The 24080-nt window shown below is 51.5% G+C and carries 20 protein-coding genes; 5 read left to right on the top strand and 15 right to left on the bottom strand.

The window, feature by feature from the left end; all coding sequences use genetic code 11:
* The first annotated feature begins 87 nt into the window (after positions 1 to 87).
* Positions 88 to 1524, top strand: coding sequence for a magnesium transporter (gene mgtE / locus EH228_RS12615; protein ID WP_152322008.1), 1437 nt, complete (start codon positions 88 to 90; stop codon positions 1522 to 1524).
* Positions 1525 to 1675: 151 nt separating this feature from the next.
* Here mgtE and glnB read toward each other — a convergent pair whose 3' ends face one another.
* From glnB to purL, 5 genes are all read right to left on the bottom strand, one after another.
* The gene (gene glnB / locus EH228_RS12610) at positions 1676 to 2014 is read right to left on the bottom strand and encodes a nitrogen regulatory protein P-II (RefSeq protein WP_152322007.1); all 339 of its coding nucleotides are present in this window, start codon (positions 2012 to 2014) and stop codon (positions 1676 to 1678) included.
* 142 nt (positions 2015 to 2156) lie between these two features.
* Complete coding sequence (gene glrR, locus EH228_RS12605) at positions 2157 to 3491, bottom strand: two-component system response regulator GlrR (protein ID WP_152322006.1); 1335 nt, start codon at positions 3489 to 3491, stop codon at positions 2157 to 2159.
* Complete coding sequence (gene qseG, locus EH228_RS12600) at positions 3488 to 4189, bottom strand: two-component system QseEF-associated lipoprotein QseG (RefSeq protein ID WP_152322005.1); 702 nt, start codon at positions 4187 to 4189, stop codon at positions 3488 to 3490. Before qseG ends, glrR begins: the two co-directional genes overlap by 4 nt.
* Positions 4190 to 4193: 4 nt before the next feature.
* Positions 4194 to 5621, bottom strand: a complete 1428-nt coding sequence (locus tag EH228_RS12595; protein WP_152322004.1) for a sensor histidine kinase — start codon at positions 5619 to 5621, stop codon at positions 4194 to 4196.
* Between the two features lie 630 nt (positions 5622 to 6251).
* Positions 6252 to 10139 (bottom strand): phosphoribosylformylglycinamidine synthase, encoded by a 3888-nt coding sequence (gene purL / locus EH228_RS12590; protein WP_152322003.1) that lies wholly within the window; start codon positions 10137 to 10139, stop codon positions 6252 to 6254.
* A 271-nt stretch (positions 10140 to 10410) separates the two neighbouring features.
* Here purL and mltF point away from each other — a divergent pair, with 271 nt between their 5' ends.
* Complete coding sequence (mltF, locus tag EH228_RS12585) at positions 10411 to 11874, top strand: membrane-bound lytic murein transglycosylase MltF (RefSeq protein ID WP_152322002.1); 1464 nt, start codon at positions 10411 to 10413, stop codon at positions 11872 to 11874.
* A gap of 77 nt (positions 11875 to 11951) precedes the next feature.
* Here mltF and tadA read toward each other — a convergent pair whose 3' ends face one another.
* The 3 genes from tadA to murQ all read right to left on the bottom strand — a co-directional run bounded on the left by tadA (position 11952) and on the right by murQ (position 14183).
* On the bottom strand, positions 11952 to 12464 hold the full coding sequence (gene tadA / locus EH228_RS12580; protein WP_152322001.1) for a tRNA adenosine(34) deaminase TadA: 513 nt from the start codon (positions 12462 to 12464) through the stop codon (positions 11952 to 11954).
* Positions 12465 to 12507: 43 nt separating this feature from the next.
* Positions 12508 to 13149 carry a phosphatidylglycerophosphatase C gene (gene yfhb / locus EH228_RS12575; RefSeq protein WP_152322000.1) on the bottom strand — a complete coding sequence of 214 codons (642 nt, stop codon included), beginning with the start codon at positions 13147 to 13149 and terminating at the stop codon, positions 12508 to 12510.
* Between the two features lie 131 nt (positions 13150 to 13280).
* Positions 13281 to 14183, bottom strand: a complete 903-nt coding sequence (murQ, locus tag EH228_RS12570) for an N-acetylmuramic acid 6-phosphate etherase (protein ID WP_152321999.1) — start codon at positions 14181 to 14183, stop codon at positions 13281 to 13283.
* A gap of 282 nt (positions 14184 to 14465) precedes the next feature.
* On the opposite strand from murQ, the gene EH228_RS12565 reads away from it, so the two are divergent.
* From EH228_RS12565 to EH228_RS12555, 3 genes are all read left to right on the top strand, one after another.
* Positions 14466 to 15305: a MurR/RpiR family transcriptional regulator gene (locus EH228_RS12565; RefSeq protein ID WP_152321998.1), complete on the top strand. Its 840-nt coding sequence runs from the start codon at positions 14466 to 14468 to the stop codon at positions 15303 to 15305.
* A gap of 443 nt (positions 15306 to 15748) precedes the next feature.
* Complete coding sequence (locus tag EH228_RS12560) at positions 15749 to 17023, top strand: O-antigen ligase family protein (RefSeq protein ID WP_152321997.1); 1275 nt, start codon at positions 15749 to 15751, stop codon at positions 17021 to 17023.
* A gap of 304 nt (positions 17024 to 17327) precedes the next feature.
* Positions 17328 to 17585 carry a YfhL family 4Fe-4S dicluster ferredoxin gene (locus EH228_RS12555; protein WP_152321996.1) on the top strand — a complete coding sequence of 86 codons (258 nt, stop codon included), beginning with the start codon at positions 17328 to 17330 and terminating at the stop codon, positions 17583 to 17585.
* A 24-nt stretch (positions 17586 to 17609) separates the two neighbouring features.
* Here the strand turns inward: EH228_RS12555 and acpS are convergent, their stop codons facing one another.
* The 7 genes from acpS to lepA all read right to left on the bottom strand — a co-directional run bounded on the left by acpS (position 17610) and on the right by lepA (position 24039).
* Positions 17610 to 17990 (bottom strand): holo-ACP synthase, encoded by a 381-nt coding sequence (gene acpS, locus EH228_RS12550; protein ID WP_152321995.1) that lies wholly within the window; start codon positions 17988 to 17990, stop codon positions 17610 to 17612.
* Positions 17990 to 18721: a pyridoxine 5'-phosphate synthase gene (gene pdxJ, locus EH228_RS12545; protein ID WP_152321994.1), complete on the bottom strand. Its 732-nt coding sequence runs from the start codon at positions 18719 to 18721 to the stop codon at positions 17990 to 17992. Before pdxJ ends, acpS begins: the two co-directional genes overlap by 1 nt.
* A gap of 74 nt (positions 18722 to 18795) precedes the next feature.
* Positions 18796 to 19530 carry a DNA repair protein RecO gene (gene recO, locus EH228_RS12540; RefSeq protein WP_152321993.1) on the bottom strand — a complete coding sequence of 245 codons (735 nt, stop codon included), beginning with the start codon at positions 19528 to 19530 and terminating at the stop codon, positions 18796 to 18798.
* 5 nt (positions 19531 to 19535) lie between these two features.
* Positions 19536 to 20441 carry a GTPase Era gene (gene era, locus EH228_RS12535; protein WP_152321992.1) on the bottom strand — a complete coding sequence of 302 codons (906 nt, stop codon included), beginning with the start codon at positions 20439 to 20441 and terminating at the stop codon, positions 19536 to 19538.
* Positions 20438 to 21118, bottom strand: a complete 681-nt coding sequence (gene rnc, locus EH228_RS12530; protein WP_152321991.1) for a ribonuclease III — start codon at positions 21116 to 21118, stop codon at positions 20438 to 20440. Before rnc ends, era begins: the two co-directional genes overlap by 4 nt.
* A 133-nt stretch (positions 21119 to 21251) precedes the next feature.
* A complete protein-coding gene (gene lepB, locus EH228_RS12525) occupies positions 21252 to 22214 on the bottom strand; it encodes a signal peptidase I (RefSeq protein ID WP_152321990.1) in 963 nt (320 codons plus the stop codon).
* A 25-nt stretch (positions 22215 to 22239) separates the two neighbouring features.
* Positions 22240 to 24039: a translation elongation factor 4 gene (gene lepA / locus EH228_RS12520; RefSeq protein ID WP_152321989.1), complete on the bottom strand. Its 1800-nt coding sequence runs from the start codon at positions 24037 to 24039 to the stop codon at positions 22240 to 22242.
* Positions 24040 to 24080: the final 41 nt, after the last annotated feature.

The raw sequence follows: 24080 nt of genomic DNA, 5'->3' as shown, positions 1-24080 counted from the left end.
GAAAAATGCGACTTAATCGTGTCTCATGCCTGATTTAGATAATACTTACTGCATCGCCAGCCCTTTGCCAGACACAAGGGAATTTTTATGTCTGTAGCTCAGTCTCATCGTCAGCAACTTGCTGAAATCCGAAGCCGTATCCTGAACCTGCTCCTCAATGACAGCGATTTGGTCGATACCTTGCGGCAACGACCGCTAAAAGAGAGCGAAACGGAAGCCAAAGCGCATGAGGAACAGGTAGCGGAGATAAAAAGTTACATCCCCCTGCTCCATGCGGCTGACCTTGCTGACCTGCTTGAAGCCCTGCCGGAAGATGAACGTCTGGCGCTGTGGCGTCTGATAGGTACCGAACGCCGGGGGATGGTACTGGTCGAGGTCTCTGAGAACGTCTGGGAAAGCCTGATTGCAGAGATGAGTGACCGTGATTTACTGCGCACCATCAAACCACTGGATATTGACGATCAGGTTTATCTCGTCAAATACCTCTCTCGTGATTTAACCGGCCGTCTGCTGACGTCACTGGAACCCGATCAGCGCTCCCGTGTGCTTGAAGTCATGGACTTCGATCGTGATCGCGTTGGCCGCATCATGGATTTCAAGCTCATCACCATGCCAGCCGATGTCACACTGGCTACCGTGCAGCGCTATCTGCGGCGCAGAAAAATGATCCCTGAAGGTACCGATAAACTGTTTATCATCGATAAAAATAATACCCTGTTAGGGGAATTGGCACTGACTGATATTCTGCTTAATCGGCCTGAAATGCGGGTCGTCGATGTGATGAACGACATGCCGACCACATTCCGTGTTGATGACAAAGCGGAAGATGCCGCAGGCGCGTTCGAACGTTATAACCTGATTTCAGCGGCCGTGATCGATGCTAAAGGCAAGCTGATGGGGCGTGTAACCATTGAGGACGTTGTCGATCTGGTAAATGAAGAAAACGACAGCAATATCCGTAAAATGGGGGGTGTGAACCCCGATGAAGATGTGTTCGCGCCCGTCAGAAAAGCCGTTCGTACTCGCTGGACGTGGCTGGCTATCAACCTTTGCACCGCATTCGTCGCCTCCAGGGTGATCGGCCTGTTCGAAGAGACTATTTCGCATCTGGTGGCGCTGGCCACACTCATGCCAATCGTGGCCGGTATCGGTGGCAATACCGGTAATCAAACCATCACGATGATTGTGCGCGCGCTGGCGTTACATCAGGTTGAGCCGGGTAATTTCTCCTTCCTGATCGTCCGGGAACTGGGTGTCGCGCTGATTAACGGCCTGTGCTGGGGAGGAATTATGGGCGGGATAACCTGGGCGATGTATGACAACCTGGCGCTGGGCGGGGTGATGATGCTGGCGATGATCCTGAACCTGCTGCTCGCCGCGTTAATGGGGGTGTTAATCCCACTGGTCATGCTCAAACTGAAGCGCGACCCCGCCGTCGGCTCCAGCGTGCTGATTACCGCCACGACGGACACCGGCGGATTCTTTATTTTCCTGGGGCTGGCAACGATTTTTCTGCTGCACTGAGTCTGACAACATGGTAGCGGGCAACAGTGCAACCGGTGAGAAGGCCAAGCGCCAGCCGCCTTGTTTGCTCGCGCATCAAGGTACAAAAAAGGGAGACATCATCAGAATCTGATCGTCTCCCCTTTTTCTCATTCCTGCTCACCGTCAGTGATTAAATTGCTTCTTCGTCTTCTTCGCCAGTACGGATACGCACTACGCGCGACACATCGAAGACAAAGATTTTACCGTCACCGATTTTGCCTGTCTGGGCGGTACGCATGATGGTTTCCACACAAACATCAACAATGTCGTCAGCAACAACGATTTCAATCTTCACTTTCGGCAGAAAATCAACCATATATTCCGCACCGCGATACAACTCGGTATGTCCTTTCTGGCGACCAAAACCTTTTACTTCCGTGACGGTCATGCCGGTTATCCCTACTTCAGCCAGCGCTTCACGCACGTCATCAAGTTTGAACGGTTTGATAATTGCATCAATCTTTTTCATGGCAGACCCTTTTCATGCCCTCCGCAGCCGGAAGGTCATTTTTTCAGTATATGTGCAGCGGACAGATCCCGCCGTGCGGTCTGTCTCTTTTTCAGGAGGCTTAAACTACCATATCCCGGCAACAAAACGGCACTGAAAAAAACTACTCTTTAAAATCAGACGCATCCAACTCATGACGCGACAACAGTTTATAAAATTCAGTCCGGTTGCGCCCGGCAAGCCGTGCGGCATGGGTGACATTCCCCCTGGTCATCTGTAACAGTTTACGTAAATAATTCAGTTCAAACTGATTTCTCGCTTCCACGAAAGTCGGTAACACCGTGTTTTCCCCGACCAGTGCCTGCTCGACCAGCGCTTCACTGATCACTGGCGCCGAAGTCAACGCCACACACTGTTCAATGACGTTAACCAACTGACGAACGTTACCCGGCCAGCTCGCCGCCACCAGCCGTTTCATGGCATCGGTAGAAAAACTGCGCACAAATGGTTTATGCCGTTCAGCTGATTGCTTCAGCAGATGATTTGCCAACAAGGGTATATCTTCGGAACGCTCGTGCAACGCCGGGATCTTCAGGTTCACCACATTCAGGCGGTAAAATAAGTCTTCACGAAACTCTTTTTTCTCCATCGCTTTAGGCAGATCGCGATGGGTGGCCGACAGAATACGGACATTAATAGCCACATCACGGTTACTCCCCAACGGACGAACCTTCCGCTCCTGCAAAACACGCAACAGCTTAACCTGCAGCGCCTGCGGCATATCACCAATTTCATCGAGGAACAGCGTTCCCCCCTCGGCGGCCTGGAACAGCCCTTCACGATGACTGACTGCGCCAGTAAATGCGCCTTTAGCATGCCCGAACAGTTCGGATTCAAGCAGTTGCTCAGGCAACGCACCGCAATTGATCGCAATAAAAGCATTATCCGCCCGCGGGCTGGCTGCATGGATCGCCTGCGCCAAAATCTCTTTACCCGTTCCACTCTGACCATTAATCAACACACTGACGTCGGACTGGGCAACCATTCTTGCCTGCTCCAGCATCCGCAACATTGACGGGTTGCGGGTGACGATATTTGCCCGCCAGGCATCGTCACTCACAGGCGCACGGTGGGCCAATGCCTGGTCGATGGCACTGTAAAGCGCATCACGATCTACCGGTTTGGTCAGGAAGCTAAATACCCCCTGTTGGGTCGCTGACACCGCTTCGGGAATGGAACCGTGCGCCGTCAGGATAATCACCGGCATCCCCGGCTGGATCTTCTGAATCTCACTGAACAACGCCAGGCCGTCCATCTCATCCATACGCAGATCGCTGATGACCAGATCTGTTTTCTCACGTTGTAGCATCCGCAATGCTTCCGGCCCACTTTCCGCCGTCAGAACGCTGAAACCTTCGCTACTCAAACGCATCCCCAACAGCTTAAGCAAACTGGGATCGTCATCTACCAGCAGCAGGCTGGCCGATTTTTTTATCATGGCTGTCTGCGGTCCTTTGTGTTATTACCCGGTGACGCACCACCGGTGTCTGCACGATCACTTTTATCCACGTGGCTATTATCGGCAGAATCAGGCGAACGACGCGACGATAGCTGACGCTCAATGTCAGTCAATGTTTCCAGCTTATGTCGGGTAACGTTAAGTTCTTTCGTCAGGCTGGCCTGTTGCTGGCGCAGAATATCCAACTGCGCGTCACTGTTTTGCTGCAGATGTTGGTAGCGTGTGCGCTCTTCCGACAACTGTAATTGCCCCATCTGATCAGCGCGCCAAAGTTGTATCACCCCCCGCACCGTAGCGGGATAGTCCTGGCTGAACGAGTCCAGTTTTTGCAAATAATCACGTCTTTCTGTTGGCGTGACGTTGCCATTAGCCATCAGCACACCCTGTTTGAACGCGTTATGCCAGTTATCACCCGGCCAGCGACCAGCTTCGGCCCGTGCATCAGCAGGGGACAACTTCACCGCACAATCCATTGCCCGTAGCCAGTAAAGTACATTGGCATAGCTTTGCTCATCGCCAGCCTGCCAGACGCGATCACACGGTACCTGTTGGAAATCGGCGACCTTGATTTCAGGCACAACCATCGCGCTATCCTGGTTCGCCTGGTGAGACATTTTCGCGTTACAGGCAGCCAGTTGCACAGTAAGCAAAACAGCAAACAGGGGTGTTATTCTCATTCGATTATTCATTCCCGGCAGTGGTGTTGAGTTCGATTCTGAAGCAAACATCCGCCCCGTCACTGCTGACCAGTTGCAGATCGCCCTGCATACGGTGCAGACAATCTTTGGCAATACTGAGCCCGAGTCCGCTACCTTTGACAGCCCCTTTGCGCTGCTGGCTCCCCTGAAAAAATGGCTCAAAAATCATTGCCTGCTCAGCCTCTGGCACCGGTGTTCCCGTGTTTGCCACCTCGATGACCACCTTGCGGCCCTGTTGATGGCTACGGATCCAGATGGTACCGGATTCCGCCCCATAGTGTATCGCATTCGAATAAAGATTATCGATGGCCCTGGCGAGCAGAGTTGGCTCCCCCAGACAGGCGCTGGCAGACAGTTCGATGTCTGTGTGCATCATTTTAGCTCGCGCCGTCAAACTATGGGTCGCGACGATATCATCCACCAGCGGGTTCAACTGCACCGGCTCCAGCATTATCTGCGCTTCGGAAAGTTTGCGATTGTAATCCAGTAACTGTTCAATCAACCGCTGCAGGTGTCGACTACTTTCGTCCAAAATACTGACCACTTCCTGTTGGTCGGAAGTCAGCGGCCCCGCCACCTCGTCCGCCAGCAGCGCGGTGCCTTCACGCATACTCGCCAGCGGCGTTTTCAACTCGTGAGAAAGATGACGCAAAAACTCGTGGCGCTGCGATTCCAGCCAGGCCAGACGCTCACTCAGCCACAGGATCCGCTGCCCCAGGGATCGCAGTTCACGTGGGCCTTTGAAAGCCAGATTGTGGCCCAACGTCCGTCCTTCCCCCAGTCGGTTGATCATCCGTTCGACCGCTTTCACCGGTCCAATGATCATGCGGGTAAACAGCAGAACCAGCCCGAGACTGAGTAAAAACAAAATCAATGCCTGCCAGCCAAAGTATTGGCCCCGATCGGCTATCTCTCGCTGCAATTGTAATCCGCGGGAAAATACCACCTCGCGCGTCGATTGCACCAACTGAGCATTCGCCGCAGAAAAGGCTTCCAGCTCGCCGGAAGCGGCTTTGAGCGGATTACTGTTTTCACAGGTGATTTTACTCAACTGAGAGAGCGACTGACGCAACGAATCGTAAATACGCGTGTCTGGCAGCACGGAAGCATGAGCCTCCAGCAACTGAGCATACTGGCTGCGTTGCGTCTGATAGAGATTCGCCAGCATGGGGGCGCCCAGCACACAGTACTGCCGGTAACTGCGCTCCAGTTCCAGTGCGGTCCGGGCCATTGCTTCACTACGACGCACATCGGTCAGGGTAGTCTGGTTAGTCTCGGCCGCCTGATCACTCAGCGCCGAGAGACTCTCCCACGCTTGCCAGGCCAACACCAGCAGTGGCAGCAACACCAGCAGAAACGCCATCAACACCAGTTGACGCAGGGAACGGGGAAATAAACGCCATGTTTTCACGGGACACTCTCCATACAATCTGTTCCGATGCTAGCGGAGTGTGCCGCAGGAAGAAAGCCCGGACGGCAAAACGAAAAATGGCAGATTCAAAGAATCTGCCATTTCGGGGTAAGGAGGGTTCCTCACCGAAAATAAGGGGGTGCCTCACTCAACGTTACGTCCGATGCTTGATAAAGCCACGCGTGGTCTGTTATCGGTCTGGTGGACGGCAGGCACCGTATTGTGCGTCATTCGAGGTGTTAAGGAGCACTTGTCCGCTTGCGCAGGGCTAACCATAACCAGGTGAATGAGCCACTGCTATAATTAATGCAACAATCGTGCCACACAAAAAAATAAAAAATAATTCATTGATTTATATATGAAAAATAAAACCCTCATCACTCCATTCACCGTATTTTTGACCACCCGACAAATCGATTTGTCGCTAATCGGAAACAGCATGAGATAAAAAACACAAAATAAATAAAAATCAATACGTTAAGTGTCTCCTTTTGGAGACATCTGCTTATAACCGATGTCGTGGTTTTGCAACACCCCCCATAGAAACGAAAAAAAAGGCAACCGCTGAAGATTGCCCTTGTCTGTTTGAGGGGGCCTGGCGCCCCTGATTAATTACCGATTATCAAGCCGTTAGCCCAGTTGTTGACGCGCATTACGGAAGATACGCATCCATGGGCTGTCCTCACCCCACTCTGCCGGGTGCCAGGAATTGCTGACGGTACGGAATACCCGTTCCGGATGCGGCATCATGATGGTGACGCGACCGCTTTCATTGGTTACTGCGGTAATACCGTTTGGCGAGCCATTCGGATTAGCCGGATACTGCTGGGTAACGTTACCGAAGTTATCCACAAAGCGCAGCGCCACCAAACCTTTATGCTCCAACGTTGCCAGATGCGTTTCGTCACGCACTTCAACAAAACCTTCACCATGCGACACGGCAACAGGCATACGCGAACCTGCCATACCGTCCAGCAAGAGTGACGGGCTTGTCGCCACCTCCACCAAACTGAAGCGGGCTTCAAAACGTTCGGACTGGTTACGCACAAAACGCGGCCAGGCATCGCTACCAGGGATCAGTTCACGCAGGTTAGACATCATCTGGCAACCATTACACACCCCCAGCGCCAACGTCTGCGGACGGTGGAAAAAGGTTTCGAACTCATCACGCACCCGGCGGTTAAACAGAATCGATTTCGCCCAGCCTTCACCTGCCCCCAGCACGTCACCATAAGAGAAGCCACCACAGGCCACCAGCGCCTGGAAGTCTGCCAGACCACGCTGTCCTGACAACAAATCACTCATATGCACATCAACCGCATTGAAACCGGCACGATGGAAAGCTGCGGCCATCTCAACATGGGAATTGACGCCCTGCTCACGCAGCACGGCCACCTTTGGACGCACACCGGTAGCGATAAACGGTGCCGCAATATCTTCCTGCGGCTGGAAGGTCAGCACCACATTCAAACCAGGGTCGAGATCATTTTTCTTCGCTTCGTGTTCCTGATCAGCACAGGCTGGGTTGTCACGCAGACGCTGCATTTGCCAGGTAGTTTCCGCCCACCAGGTACGCAGCGTAGTACGGCTTTCGCTGTACACCACAGAATCCCCGGAAGTGACAACAAAACGATCCCCTTCCTGAGCACTCCCCAGATAATGAACACAGTCCGCCAGACCATTATCAGCCAAGACCTGCTCAACCTGGGCACGCTCAGCGGCGGCAACCTGAATCACCGCCCCCAACTCTTCGTTAAACAAGGCGGCCAACACATCGTTACCCAGAGCCGAAATATCCACCCGCAGACCGCAATGTCCAGTGAAGGCCATCTCAGCCAGCGTGACCAACAAGCCGCCATCAGAACGGTCATGGTAGGCCAGCAGCTTGCTGCCAGTCACCAATACCTGAATCGCATTGAAAAAGCCTGCCAACTGCTGCGCATCACGGACATCGGCAGGCTCGTCGCCCAACTGGCGGTATACTTGCGACAGTGCCGTGGCGCCAAGCGCGTTAACGCCCCGTCCCAGGTCAATCAGCAACAGCGCATTATCCTGTTGTGGATGCAACTGAGGCGTCACAGTGTGGCGAACATCTTCCACGCGGGCAAAAGCCGTGATAACCAATGACAGAGGAGAGGTCATCTCACGTTGTTCTGCACCATGTTGCCAGCGGGTTTTCATCGACATCGAGTCCTTCCCTACCGGGATAGTGATGCCCAGTGCCGGGCAAAGCTCTTCGCCGACGGCTTTCACCGCTTCGTACAGACCGGCATCCTCACCCGGATGGCCGGCAGCCGCCATCCAGTTAGCGGAAAGCTTGACGCGTTGTAATGAACCAATTTGCGTGGCGGCAATATTAGTGATCGCTTCGCCAACAGCCAGACGAGCGGAAGCGGCAAAATCCAGCAACGCCACAGGAGCACGTTCACCCAGCGCCATGGCTTCACCATAGTAGCTGTCCAGACTGGCCGTGGTCACCGCACAGTTGGCGACCGGGATCTGCCACGGACCGACCATCTGATCACGGGCAACCATGCCGGTTACAGAACGATCACCGATAGTCACCAGAAAGGTTTTCTCCGCGACTGTGGGCAGATGCAGAACCCGTTTAACTGCATCGGCGAGCGTAATACCGTCACGCACCAACGCCTGACTTTGTGCTTTCAGCGAGATGACATCGCGAGTCATCTTCGGGGTTTTACCCAGCAAAACGTCCAGCGGCATATCAATCGGTTTGTTATCGAAATAACGGTCGGACAGCGACAAATGCAGCTCTTCCGTTGCTTCACCAATCACCGCATAAGGTGCGCGCTCACGTTGACACAACGCCGCAAACTCAGCTAACTTCGAAGGTGCGACCGCCAGAACATAACGCTCCTGTGATTCATTACACCACACTTCCAGCGGGCTCATGCCTTGCTCATCACTCAGAATATCCCGCAGATTGAAACGACCACCGCGCTTCCCATCGCTGACCAATTCCGGCATGGCGTTGGACAAACCACCGGCCCCCACATCATGGATAAACAGAATCGGGTTGTCCTCCCCCAACTGCCAGCAGCGGTCAATCACTTCCTGACAGCGACGTTCCATTTCAGGGTTATCGCGCTGTACGGAAGCAAAATCCAGATCAGCATCGGACTGGCCGGACGCCATCGAAGAAGCCGCACCACCGCCCAGGCCAATATTCATCGCCGGGCCACCCAGTACGATCAGTTTAGCGCCCACGGGGATTTCCCCCTTCTGCACGTGGTCCGCACGGATGTTGCCGATACCACCCGCCAACATAACAGGCTTGTGGTAGCCCCGTAGCTCAATGCCGTTGTGGCTGTTAACCTGTTCTTCATAAGTACGGAAATAACCGTTCAGTGCCGGACGGCCGAATTCGTTGTTGAACGCCGCGCCGCCCAGCGGGCCTTCAATCATGATATCCAGTGCACTGACAATCCTTTCCGGCTTGCCGAAATCTTCTTCCCAGGGTTGTTCAAAACCAGGAATGCGCAGATTGGAAACAGAGAATCCCACCAGGCCTGCCTTCGGTTTAGCCCCCCGTCCCGTCGCGCCTTCATCACGAATTTCACCACCGGATCCGGTAGCTGCGCCAGGCCAGGGAGAAATCGCCGTCGGATGGTTATGCGTCTCTACTTTCATCAGGATATGGGTTTCTTCCTGGTGGAAAGCGTACTGACCCTTTGTATCGGCGTAGAAACGACCAACCTGAGAACCTTCCATGACCGCCGCATTGTCTTTGTATGCCGACAGGACGTGATCCGGGGTGGTCTCAAAGGTATTTTTGATCATTCTGAACAATGACTTCGCCTGCGGCTGACCATCAATTATCCAGTCTGCGTTGAAGATTTTATGTCGGCAGTGCTCTGAATTTGCCTGGGCAAACATATACAGTTCAATATCGTTCGGGTTTCGCCCGAGTTTTTTAAACGCTGCCAGCAGATAGTCAACTTCATCGTCCGCCAGCGCCAGGCCCAGCTTACGGTTAGCCTGTTCCAGCGCGGGGCGACCTGCGCCTGACAGGTCGATGCTTTGCATTGGCGCGGGCTGGTGATGAACAAACAGTTGCTCAGCCTGCGACAGGTCGCTGAGAACCACTTCCACCATTCGGTCATGCAACAGGGCGGCCAGTTGTGACCACTGAGCTTCAGTCAGTTGCGGGGCTGTAATATAGAAGGCTATGCCGCGCTCAAGGCGCAACACCTGAGACAGGCCACAATTATGGGCGATGTCAGTTGCTTTGGAAGACCAGGGAGAAATCGTGCCGGGACGGGGCGTTACCAGAATCAAACGGCCTTCTGGAGCATGCCCGGCGAGAGAGGGACCGTATTTTAGCAAGCGTTGTAAACGGGCTTTTTCAGCATCTGCAAGTGGCACACTGACATCGGCAAAATGGACGTACTCAGCATAAATGTCACTCACCGGCAGGTGAGCGTCCTGAAAGCGGGCCAGCAATTTAGTAACACGAAATGCTGACAGAGCGGGCGAACCACGCAGAATTTCCATCATCTAAAGATCTCTCGTCTTCGAAGCGCCGGACGACGCTTCTTGGGGCGCAACAGGGAAAACGGGCGGTATTATAGAGAATCCCCCTCCGTTACGAAACCGTTTGCGTAGCTTTTTTCAGGTTAGATTACTGACTAAAAATGACACAAACCAGGACGAATTCGGTTGCACAGGGCATCTGAGTTGCGCAAAATGCCCCACGCTCAGGAACCATTATAAACCACAAATACTGCCGATACAGGCAGAGGCCTGAGAGCAATCGAGAGATAACTATTTGAGACGCCTTAAAATTAATTATCTGTTCATCGGACTGGTTACCATGCTACTCGGGCTGGCGCTATGGCCGTCGATTCCCTGGTACGGGGGAACTCAGAACCGGATAGAACAAATAAAATCGCGGGGACTACTGCGGGTCAGTACGATAAATTCACCGCTAACTTACTATACTGTGAACAATGCCCCGGCCGGAATGGATTATGAGCTGGCAAAACGTTTCGCCAATTATTTGGGGGTAAAACTGCAAATTACTGTCCGTCATAACCTGAGCGATTTGTTTGACGATCTGGAAGATGATAAAGCTGACATGCTGGCGGCCGGATTAATTTACAATAATGAGCGGATGTCTCACTTCCGTAGTGGACCGGCATATTACTCAGTATCCCAACAATTGGTATACCGGATAGGTCATCCACGCCCGGCAGATCTCGGGGCACTGAAAGGCCGTTTAACCGTTGCGTCTGATTCTGCCTATTTATCCACGTTGCGTAACATAAAACAGCACCAATATCCCGATCTTGACTGGGCGATTTCAACCGATCAAAGCCCCACCTCGCTACTCGAAGCCGTCGCGGATGGCAAACTCGACTACACGATAGGTGATTCAGTATCGATTGCTTTACTACAGCGGGTTCATCCCCAACTGGCCGTCGCGTTCGATGTGACTGATGAAGAACCGGTGACCTGGTATATGCAGCGCGATCAAGATGATAGTCTGGAGGCGGCAATGCTGGATTACTTCAACCAGATGGCAGAAGAAGGCGCGATGGCAAGACTGGATGAGAAATATCTCGGCCATGTCGGTACATTTGACTATGTCGATACCAGAGCCTTCTTGCGCGCTATTGATGAAACCCTCCCCACACTCAAACCCCTGTTCCAGAAATACGCTAACGCCATTGACTGGCGATTGCTGGCGGCAATCTCATACCAGGAATCGCACTGGAACCCGCAGGCCACCTCCCCTACTGGCGTACGCGGGATGATGATGCTGACACGCAGCACGGCAGAAAGTCTGAATGTCAGTGATCGTACCGATCCGGAACAGAGTATCCGCGGCGGCAGTGAATATCTGATGCACATAATGGAAAAAGTGCCCGCGACCATTCCTGAAGATGAGAAGATCTGGTTTGCGCTGGCTGCTTACAATATGGGTTACGCACATATGCTGGACGCCCGCAAGCTGACAGCAAAACAGAAAGGCAATCCTGACAGCTGGGCTGATGTGAAACAACGTCTGCCCATGCTAAGTCTGAAGCGCTATTACAGCCAGACCAGTTACGGCTATGCCCGCGGCCAGGAAGCTTACAACTATGTGGAAAACATCCGTATTTATCAATCAGGTCTGGTCGGGTATTTGCAGAATCAGGAGAAAAAAATGGCGCAGCAGGAAGCAATGCAAGCCGCTCTGAGTAAAGGGTATCCCGCGGTCGAACCTCAGATTGTGTTAAACAGCCCATGAGGAAAAAGCTGGCTGCTTACCAGCAACAGGGAGCGCGGCCACAACCGCCTGGCGCATAGCGTTCCCGTCACTGGCCTTTAGTCAATTTGCGGCGACTGTGCGCGTAATTTGTCGCGCAGTGCCTTCTTTTCTGCCCGGCGATAGCGAAAGAAATCACTCAGCAATGCCGCACACTCTTCCGCCAGCACGCCCTGTTCAATTTTGACCTGATGATTCATCCCCGGATGTCCAAAGACATTCAATTGCGATCCTGCCGCACCCGTTTTCTCATCTTTAGCACCATAAACCAGCCGACTCACTCGACCATGAACCATTGCCCCTGCGCACATCACACAGGGTTCCAGCGTCACATACAAGGTTGTGTCGATAAGACGATAGTTTTGCAAAACTTTACCGCCCTGGCGCAGAGCCATAATCTCTGCATGAGCGCTTGGATCATGATGACCGATAGGACGGTTCCAGCCTTCACCAATCACCCGTTCGCCCTGTACCAGCACGGCGCCGACCGGCACCTCCCCCTCGTCCCAGGCGCGGCGAGCCAGCACCAGGGCATGCCGCATCCAGAATTCATCACTTACAATATTGCTCACCTGAGCCTCCAGCTAAAAACGCGGGGCAGTCACCCTGTTTACTCTAGTTGTCCAGTTGCCGCAGTTCGCCCTGTGGCGTCACTCGCCAACGATGCTGACAGAAAAACAGTAACGGGTCATCCTGATGACTGTCGCTATAACCGCTGTAGAGTTGCAAAGGTGTACCCATCTGCTGCTCCAACTGTGCAACTTTTTCATGACCCAGGCAACGCAACACCAGCACGCGGCCCCCCAAACCGTGGCTCATCTGACTGGCGATCAGCTTCACTTTCGGTAAAAACGCCGAATCAAAATAAACCTGTTCAACCAGTGACTGAGGCGATCCGGTAATTAACCAGACATCGACATCCGTGCTGTTCAGATAATCCATCAGCCGCTGCTGCACGGTGGGAAACGCTTTCACACGTTGACGAAACCACTGGGCAAAACGCTTTTCTTTCAGCTTGAGGTTATCCTCACTGTGCCCAAAGGTGATCGCCCACAGTAGCAAACTCATGGGTCTGCGGGCTGCTCGCCCTTTCAGCAACAGCCAGACACCAATAACCGGCAACAATGGCACGACCAGCAGCACATTCAACGGCTGCCGCCAGAGCAAATAGCGCATAAACGTGCCGAACATATCCTGTTGATGCAACGTGCCATCAAGGTCGAAAAACACCCCCCGTCGTTCCTGACCAGTTAACAAATATCACTCCTCAGGGCATTAAACCCATCATTCAGGCAAACAGAAAACCGTGAACGACCACAGTCCTACAGGCATTTCCTCACCTTGCCAGAGGCAACATTGAACACCAGAGCCCTCCGTGCATTCATGGGCTATATCTTTGCTTCCTGCAGCGCGGCCCGCAGAAAACCGCGATGCTTCACCAACAACGCTTTAGCCTGCTCTGCCGATAACCCGCTGAGAACCATCAGAATAGCGGTTTTTACTTCATAGCGCGTTTGCTTCAACGCCGCTTCAGCGTCCTCCACTGCGCAGCCCGTCGCCTGGCAAACCATGCGACGGGCTCGATCCAGCAATTTAATGTTAGTGGCCTGCATATCCACCATCAGGTTCTGATAGACCTTACCAATTTTGATCATCGCCCCAGTAGAAATCATATTCAGTACCAGTTTCTGAGCCGTACCAGACTTTAAACGTGTGGATCCCGTCAATGCTTCCGGCCCGACAACAGGCGAGATAGCGATTTCTGCCTCATGGGCAATGGGAGAATCGGGATTACAAGAAATCGCCGCTGTTCGGCACCCCAATTGACGCGCGAAACGCAATGCGCCAATCACATAGGGCGTTCGACCAGAAGCGGCAATCCCCACCACCATATCCTGCGCAGTCAGTTCCAGTGCCTGCAAGTCGCTGACGCCCAGTTGTTCATCATCTTCCGCGCCTTCAACTGCTTTGAGTAACGCAGAGGGGCCCCCGGCAATCAGCCCGATGATCAGTCCATGCGGCACGCCAAAAGTCGGAGGACACTCAGACGCATCCAGCACGCCAAGACGGCCACTGGTACCCGCTCCCATATAGATAAGTCGTCCCCCTTCTCTGAGCGCCTGTGCCGCCGCATCTACCGCGCTGGCGACATCCGCCAGGGTTTTACCTACCGCCTCGGCCACCGTGGCATCCTGCTGGTTAAATTTGGTCACCACTTCCAGTGTGGAGAGGTTATCAAGCTCCATTGTCTCGGCGTTACGCGTTTCGGAAACCAGTGCCGCAAGATTCATGCTATCCTCTTTTGAATTTTTAATTCTTAAGATGGTTAAATTTTCGAATATTATATTCACAACCGTCGATTATTACTCAATGTTATCGTCAATATCATTCGAGTTGCAGAGAAAAAATGTGCAAAGTCGGGAATCCAGGGCTAGTCGATAAGGACGAACGAGTCAGCCAATTATGCTACAACTTGAAATATGCCCCGTATAACGCAGTGCTTATCTGCCAATCGTCTATTGTCTGTTCTGATAATTTGCGCTGTTGGCATCACTATCTGGAGATTTCGAACGATGAGTTCACTGTTGCGTATTCGTCAGTTATATCCGACATTGGCGCTGAACGAGCGCCGACTGGCAGATTTCCTGCTATCGCAACCGGATCGGGCACGTCACCTCAGCTCACAAAAACTGGCGGAAGAATCTGGCGTTAGCCAGTCAAGTGTAGTGAAGTTTGCCCAGAAACTGGGCTACAAAGGTTTCCCGGCATTAAAGTTGGCGCTCAGCGAATCACTGGCGGCTAAAGATGCCATCACCGTACACAACTTGATCCTTAGCGATGATCCGCTGAAAATGGTAGGTGAAAAACTGCTGGCAGAAAAGCTATCAGCGATCAGAGCCACTCTGGATATTAACAGCGAAGAAATGCTGCTGGAGACGCTGCGCTTGCTGAAAAGGGCCAACCGCATTGTATTAGTCGGCATTGGCGCATCGGGCCTGGTCGCGAAAGATTTTTCGTGGAAGCTGATGAAAATCGGTATGAATGCTGTGGCCGAACAGGACATGCACGCCCTGCTGGCCAGTGTGCAGGCACTGAGCATCGGCGATGTACTCCTGGCGATCTCCTATACCGGAGAACGACGTGAAATTAATCTGGCCGCCCAGGAAGCACAGCGTGTTGGCGCCAATGTACTGGCTTTAACGGGTTTTACGCCGAACACACTGCAACAACGTGCCACCCATTGTCTGTACACCGTCGCCGAAGAACAGACTACCCGCAGTGCCGCTATTTCTTCCACTGCCGCTCAGTTGGTATTGACCGACCTGCTGTTTATGGCGCTGGTACAACGCGACCCTGAGCGTACCACCAACCATATCCGGCATAACGAAGCGTTAGTGAAGAAGTTAGTGTAATGGCAACAAGAGCAAGTAAGACATGTCCGAATTCAACCGTGGCCGAAATAATCCAGAGCTGAATCCAAAGAGATGAGGCTATCAGCCCGAAGCATGCGTCAGTAAGTAACTGTTGGCTGAAAGATGGGAATAAACTGATTGCCGCTTCACGACTATATTTAGTATACTTTGGCGCTTAAATGGCCTTGTCAAGTTGGATTTCTGGTATGAAAGAAGGATGGTTCGACAGAATTATTGATGAAGGTTTTCCCGACAGAGACATGCGTTCTGATGTTATCGTTATGCTTCAAATAATGTCAGACAAACAAAGAATAAAACTGTTCTTTTTAGACACGGACGACATTTCCCTCTGCATATTGTTCTTATTATATTCCATCGGTCATTACAACACTCCCCGACTAAGTCTTCAATTTCCAGTTTATTATTTGTTGGAGGTCTAAATTTTGTTTCCAGTTGCAAAACAGGATATCTCTTTCACAAAGAGCATATTTTTCATTACTCTTTTATTCCTTTTCCTGGTTTTACCATTTTTTTTTATTGATGAAAAACTGGGAAGAATATTTTTCTATCTTTGCAGTTACTTATCTTTACTGGGTATGTTACTTCAGTATAAAAGCTTAAAGTCTGCACTACCCTACATTAAGGCAGCATTACCTTTATTATCGCTTACAGCATTATTTTTTTTATGGTCATGCTATGCGAAATTTTATTCCCCCCCGCATGCTAATAATGGAGTTGTATTCACCGCAGCTAAAAGATGGTTTCTGGCATCGTTGATCATCATATATGTAACATGGTCTATTGCACACACCCCTGTCAGTAAGAAATTATTAAAATATTCTGCTATATCCTCATTATTCGTCGCTTTTATTTTCGCCAGCAGTTATGGACTGTGGGAGCACAGCAATGGTATAGAGCGCATTATTCTGGGCATTGATCGCGCCACCATGTCAGCCTATGCATACAGCGCTCTGGCTCTGGCGCTCCTGGCTTTAATCAGCAGCGCTGTTCTTCCTTTCAATAAATACCCATTAATAATATTGGTATGGTTGCTTTCTGTCTATATTATTTCCCTGACAGAAACTCGTTCGGCGATTTTTTTTCATACATTATTATCCTTAATTATCGTTATTCATTTTTCATTCAAAAAAAGTGGCATTAAAGCATTATTTATCCCAATTATCTTGGTCATAATAGCCACTGTTTTTTTTATGAATAAAAGCCCGGTGAAATCCCGTATTGATCTAACCAAAGAAGAAATAACAGAATATGGACAAGGCAATGATCATACCTCACTGGGGTCAAGGTTTACACTGTGGAAAATGGGGATACTCACTTTCACTCAAGAACCTTTTGGCCAGACGCAAATCCATCGGAATGATGTAATCAAGAGCTTTCTCGATAAAAATGATCCTAACTCTTATGCTCTTGAATATATTGATGTACATTTACATAATGAGTTTATTCAGTACGCTTCTCTTTTTGGCGTCTTTGGCATTATTATATTGCTGTATTTTTATGCAAGCTTTATTTTCAGGAAATCAGATGGAAATATATTAACCAACCCGATTGCCATGATAACGATATCAGCCTTTGCTTATGGAATGACTGACGTACTTTTAACCTCCAATGAATATATTATTTTATTTTCAGTTCTGTATTTACTACTGAATATTATCAATAACAGAATTAATGATGTTGTATTACCCTCCCAATAAGTCAAGTTGCTGGACAACGACCATGGCCTCGTGGGTGAAGCGTCCAGCCGAATCATGAGGCCAGCGAAGATATCCCGAATCACATACCCGGGTAAGTGATTCGGTTGACTTAACACCTATCAACACATCTACCGCTTGAAGTATGATAAGCAAACAGGATGTCCGCGTTATAGGCTGGCGTACCTGAACCATTACTGCGACATCGCAGTTGAGTGAAACCCATCTTCATTTTGGGGTTCCCGCCGGATATGATAAATTATCGCCCTTCCAACGGTTCAGGGCACATAAAGGTAACGATTCCAGCATGGCTTTACTCATCACCCAACGCTGCATCAATTGTGACATGTGCGAGCCTGAGTGCCCTAACCAGGCGATTTCAATGGGGGACAGCTTTTATGAAATTGATGTTAACCGCTGTACCGAATGCGTTGGGCACTACGATACACCAACCTGCCAGCAGGTCTGCCCTATCGACAACACCATCATTACTGATCCGAAGCATATCGAGGATACTGAACGCCTGTGGGAAAAGTTTGTGTCTCTGCACCACACTTCGTCGTGATGAGTTGACGCGCACCCTGATTGATTAGTTTTCGATAATCACTGTCGCACAGGCGTAGTGCCGTTCATCGGCCAACGTGACATGCACATGGGCCACCCCCAGTTTCTTTGCTACTTCCGATGCCTGTAGGAAAAAACGCAATCCTGGCTTACCTAACTCATCGTTGTACACTTCAAACTGGTTAAACGCTATACCGCCGCGAATACCGGTGCCAAAGGCCTTTGCCGCTGCCTCTTTGACGGCAAATCGCTTGGCGAGAAAACGTACCGGCTGCTGATGCGCCTGATACTGCGCCCATTCGTTTTCACTCAGTACCCGCTGAGCCAGCCGGTCCCCGGTGCGGGAGACAACCGCCTCAATACGGGCGATCTCCACGATATCGGTTCCAAGGCCAAGGATCGCCATCAGCGGCGGGCTTCCCGTAGCAGATCTTTCATCTCTCTAACCGCCTCCGCCAGGCCCGTCATTACCGCACGCCCAATAATCGCATGGCCAATGTTCAATTCATGCATCTGTGGCAATGCGGCAATCGGCAACACGTTATGATAGGTCAGACCATGCCCGGCATTCACCTTCAGCCCCTTTCCATCAGCATAAACCGCCGCATCTTTGATGCGTCTGAACTCTGCATCCCGCCCCCGCCCCTCTGGCGCATCAGCATAGGCACCGGTATGGATTTCGATATACGGCGCACCGGAAGCCATCGCCGCATCAATTTGTTGGTGGTCAGCATCGATAAACAACGAGACCAGGATCCCGGCCTCTGCCAAACGCGCCACTGCCGTGGTAATTTTGTCCAGTTGGCCAGCCACATCCAGTCCGCCTTCGGTTGTCACTTCCTCACGTTTTTCCGGTACCAGACAGCAAAAATGCGGTTTGATTTCACAAGCGATGTCAACCATCTCATCGGTGACGGCCATTTCCAGATTCATCCGGGTCTGGATAGTCTGACGCAGGATCTTAACGTCACGGTCCGTAATATGGCGGCGATCTTCACGCAGATGAACAGTAATGCCATCAGCACCTGCCTGTTCAGACACAAAAGCGGCCTGCACCGGATCGGGATAATGGGTCCCTCGCGCATTCCGGACAGTAGCAACGTGATCGATATTTACACCTAACAATAACTCAGCCATGACGGTCCTCGGAATTATACATCGTCGCAATAGTGTACATCGTTCTGCGCCGGAACCGTTATGAACGGATCGGCTTACTCCGGTTCGGGCGGCTTATCTGCGCGTTTTTTCGGCACAAACTGGCGAAAAAGCTCCTGACTCTTTAGAGGTTTCCCCCCCAGATAGGGTTTGAGGGCGATACGAGTAAAGCGTTTGGCCGCCCGCAATGTATCAGCATCAGGAAAAGTCCGTTCAGACAGCGCTCGCAGCTGGCGTCCAGTAAAGGTTTTATGGTTTATCACCAGGCTGGCAATAAAGCCTTTCTCTTCCCGGTAGCTGTAAGTCATCTCATCAGCCACTTCTTCCCCACTGCCAGCACAGTGCAAAAAATCCACGCCGTACCCTAAATGCCCCAGCATCGCCAGTTCAAACCGACGCAGAGCAGGTTCCGGTGAACCGGAGGTAACAGCCAGCGCCTGAATACAATGCAGGTAATCGAAGAAGAGTTCAGTAAACGCGGTTTCCTGTTCCAGCACGCGGGACAGCAATTCGTTGACATACAGCCCACAGTAAAGAGAGACGCCAGAAAGCGGGAGAGCAAGAGAAATGGGTTCTGCACTACGTAACGTTTTCACTTCGCCACGCCCCCCCCAACGCACCAGCAACGGCGTGAAAGGTTGTAAAGCCCCCTTCAGACTGGAGCGTTTGCCCCGCGCACCTTTGGCAAGGACCCGGATACGACCATAGTTTTCAGAAAACAGGTCAAGCAGAAGGCTGGTTTCGCTGTAAGGGCGTCCATGCAGGACGAATGCACGCTGCCAGCCTTCCATCGGGATCAGAAATCGTCTACATAGCCCAGGCTACGCAGGGCGCGTTCATCATCCGCCCAACCGGACTTCACTTTCACCCACAGTTCCAGATGTACTTTGGCTTCAAACATGTCTTCCATGTCTTTGCGCGCTTCAATACCGATGGTTTTAATCTTCGCGCCTTTGTTGCCGATAACCATTTTTTTCTGGCCTTCACGCTCAACCAGAATCAGACCGTGAATATCATATCCACCACGTTCGTTGCTAACAAACTGCTCAATCTCAACGGTGACGGAATAGGGCAACTCGGCGCCAAGGAAACGCATTAGCTTTTCACGGATGATTTCCGAGGCCATAAAACGCTGAGAACGATCAGTGATATAATCTTCCGGAAAATGATGCTCCGCGAGCGGCAGACGCTTGCGCACAATACTGGCGATGGTATCAACATTCTTACCGCTTTCCGCTGAAATAGGCACGACGTCCATAAAGTTCATCTGCTCGCTGAGGAACTGCATGTGCGGCAGCAGAATGCTTTTGTCGGTGATGTTATCGACCTTATTGATCGCCAGTAGCACCGGCACCTTATTGTCTTTCAGTTTGTTCAATACCATTTCATCGTCAGCGGTCCAGCGTGTGCCTTCCACGACAAAGATCACTAACTCAACGTCACCAATGGAACTGCTGGCCGCACGATTCATCAAGCGGTTTATCGCCCGTTTTTCTTCCATATGCAACCCGGGCGTATCCACGTAAATGGCCTGATAGCCGTCTTCTGTGTGGATACCCATAATACGGTGACGGGTAGTTTGCGGCTTACGCGAGGTAATTGAGATCTTCTGCCCCAAAAGCTGATTCAGCAGTGTGGATTTCCCAACGTTTGGACGGCCGACAATCGCAATAAAGCCGCAATGGGTGGTTTGTTCGCTCATTCAAGCCCCAACTTAATCAACGCCTGTTCGGCCGCTGCCTGCTCAGCTTTGCGACGACTGGATCCTGTTCCTACAACCGGATCGGCCATACCGCTCACCTGACAATGGATAGTAAATTCCTGATCATGCGCCTCACCACGCACCTGCACCACCAGATAGGAAGGCAGCGGCAAATGGCGACCCTGCAGATACTCCTGCAGACGCGTTTTTGGATCTTTCTGTTTGTCACCTGGACTTATCTGTTCGAGACGACTGGCGTACCAATTCAGGATCAATTTTTCTACCGTCTGGATATCACTATCCAGGAAAACGCCACCAATCAACGCTTCCACGGTATCAGCCAGGATCGACTCACGGCGGAATCCCCCGCTTTTCAGTTCGCCAGGCCCAAGACGCAGACACTCGCCCAAATCAAATTCACGGGCCATCTCCGCCAACGTGTTTCCACGCACCAGGGTGGCACGCATACGGCTCATATCCCCTTCGTCCACACGAGGAAAACGGTGATAGAGCGCATTGGCAATCACGTAACTGAGGATCGAGTCGCCCAGAAACTCCAGCCTTTCGTTGTGCTTGCTGCTGGCACTACGATGAGTAAGCGCCTGTTGCAACAGTTCCTGATGGGTAAAAGTGTAGCCCAACTTTCGCTGGAGCCGGTTAATTACGATGGGATTCATGTGTTACCAGTCTGAATGCGTCAATTATGCTGCACACGGAACAGGGCTGTCCTCGCCAACACAAGACTGTTTCGTGTGCAGTGGCTCCCCGCAGGAAGCCACCCTTTTTTACCAACGGTACCCGGAGGCGCCATTAATGAATACGACCAATACGGCTCAGACGAACGCCAGTCGGCCATTGTCCTTCTTGCTTCTCAAAGCTCATCCAAATCATCGTCGCCTTGCCAACCAGGTTTTTCTCCGGCACGAACCCCCAGTAACGGCTGTCCGCGCTATTGTCGCGGTTATCGCCCATCATGAAGTACATGCCCTGCGGCACTACCCAGGTGGACTGTGGCTGACCGGGCTGCTGATAGTAAGAGCCCGGCTGACTTTGTGCCTGTGTCACCAACAAAATACGATGGGTCACCCCCCCCAGGGTTTCATTACGCGTAGCCAGGCGCAGCCCCCCGGGCATAGACTCTCCCTGTGGTAGCGAGTAAAAACCATTACCCACTTCATTGCCGTCAAAGCCGCTGAAAGTCTGGACGAAGTCGCTTGGTTGCACATCCGAATAGGTTATCGGCAGCGCTGAGTGACAATCATCTCCTGAAGAACAGCCTGGATTGACAGTCACCGTTTTGCTTTGAGGATCATAAGTCACCCGATCCCCTGGCAGACCCACTACGCGTTTAATATAATCCATGCTTGGATCTTTCGGGTATTTGAAGACCACAATGTCACCACGCTTAGGGTGCCCCGTCGGGATCAGTGTCGTCTGGGTTATCGGATCTTTAATACCATATGCAAATTTCTCCACCAAAATGAAGTCGCCAATTAACAACGTCGGCATCATCGATCCGGAAGGAATTTGGAAAGGCTCATAGATAAAAGAACGCACCACGAACACCAGCAGCAACACGGGAAAAACAGAGGCGGCTGTTTCAACCCAACCGGGTGGCTTTGCTGCGATGTTCTCCCCTGAGTTGCCAGCCTGAGCAGCCGCTTCGCTCAATTTAGCCTTACGGGCTGGAGCCCATTTAAATTTATCAACACACCAGATAATCCCGGTTATCAATGTTGCTATCGCCAAAATCAAGGCGAACATATTAGCCATTCCAGTTCCCTCGTAAACTTGGGGGTTATTTACTGTCTTTACCGACATGGAGAATGGCAAGGAACGCTTCCTGAGGTAGTTCAACATTCCCTACCTGCTTCATCCGTTTCTTACCTTCTTTTTGTTTCTGCAACAGCTTTTTCTTACGACTGACGTCGCCGCCGTAGCATTTAGCCAGCACGTTTTTACGCAGCTGTTTCACTGTCGAACGGGCAATGATGTGGTTACCAATGGCCGCCTGAATCGCAATATCGAACTGCTGACGCGGGATCAGATCTTTCATCTTTTCCACCAGCTCACGCCCACGGTACTGCGAATTATCGCGGTGAGTGATCAGCGCCAGCGCATCGACTCGTTCGCCGTTAATCAACACATCAACTCGAACCATATCTGAGGCCTGGAAGCGCTTAAAGTTATAATCCAGTGAAGCATAGCCGCGCGAGGTGGACTTCAGTCGATCGAAGAAATCCAGTACCACTTCCGCCATCGGGATTGCGTAAGTCAGCGCAACCTGGTTGCCGTGATAAACCATGTTGGTCTGCACACCACGTTTTTCGACACACAGGGTAATGACATTGCCCAGATATTCCTGCGGCAACAGCATGTGACACTCGGCAATCGGTTCACGCAGCTCTTCAATGTTATTCAGCGGCGGCAACTTGGCCGGGCTGTCAACGTAGACCGTTTCGCCAGAGGTGGTCAACACTTCATACACCACCGTCGGCGCGGTAGTAATCAAATCCAGGTCGTATTCCCGTTCCAGACGCTCCTGAATTATCTCCATGTGCAACAAGCCGAGGAAACCACAACGGAAGCCGAATCCCAGCGCACTGGAACTTTCTGGTTCGTAGAACAACGAAGCATCATTCAGGCTCAGTTTACCCAGAGCATCACGGAAAGCTTCATAGTCGTCCGAGCTGACAGGGAACAGACCGGCATAAACCTGCGGCTTCACTTTTTTAAAGCCTGGCAACGCTTTATCCGCCGGGTTACGCGACAGTGTTAGCGTATCCCCAACTGGTGCGCCGAGGATATCTTTAATAGCGCAAACCAGCCAGCCGACTTCACCACAGTCCAGCACCTCACGGTCAACACGTTTCGGCGTGAAGATCCCCAGACGATCGGCATTGTAGACCTGACCGGTACTTATTACTTTTACTTTATCGCCTTTACGCAAGCGACCGTTTTTAATACGTACCAGCGAGACCACGCCCAGGTAGTTATCAAACCATGAGTCGATGATCAGCGCCTGTAATGGGCCTTCAGGATCGCCTTGCGGTGCCGGGATATCACGCACCAGTCGCTCAAGTACATCCGGTACACCTACCCCCGTCTTGGCGGAGCAACGCACGGCATCAGTAGCATCAATACCGACAATATCTTCGATTTCCTGCGCCACGCGATCAGGATCGGCCGCGGGTAGATCGATTTTGTTCAGTACCGGCACCACTTCCAAATCCATTTCTATCGCGGTGTAACAGTTAGCCAGGGTCTGTGCTTCCACACCTTGTCCGGCATCAACCACCAGCAACGCGCCTTCACAGGCGGCCAGAGAACGGGATACTTCATATGAAAAGTCTACATGGCCCGGCGTGTCGATAAAATTAAGCTGATAAGTTTCACCGTCTGCGGCGTGGTAATCAAGCGTCACGCTCTGCGCCTTGATGGTGATACCTCGTTCACGTTCCAACTCCATGGAATCCAGAACCTGTGCAGCCATTTCACGTTCGGTCAAGCCACCGCAAATTTGAATCAAACGGTCAGAGAGCGTTGATTTGCCATGGTCGATATGAGCGATGATAGAAAAATTTCTTATATGCTTCATTTATATGAATATTTTCGCTTAAACGTTCGATTTAATTCTCG

Source organism: Erwinia endophytica (assembly GCF_009295515.1).
Taxonomy (GTDB): Bacteria; Pseudomonadota; Gammaproteobacteria; order Enterobacterales; family Enterobacteriaceae; genus Erwinia; species Erwinia endophytica.
This window is presented reverse-complemented; position numbering and strand designations above follow the sequence as displayed.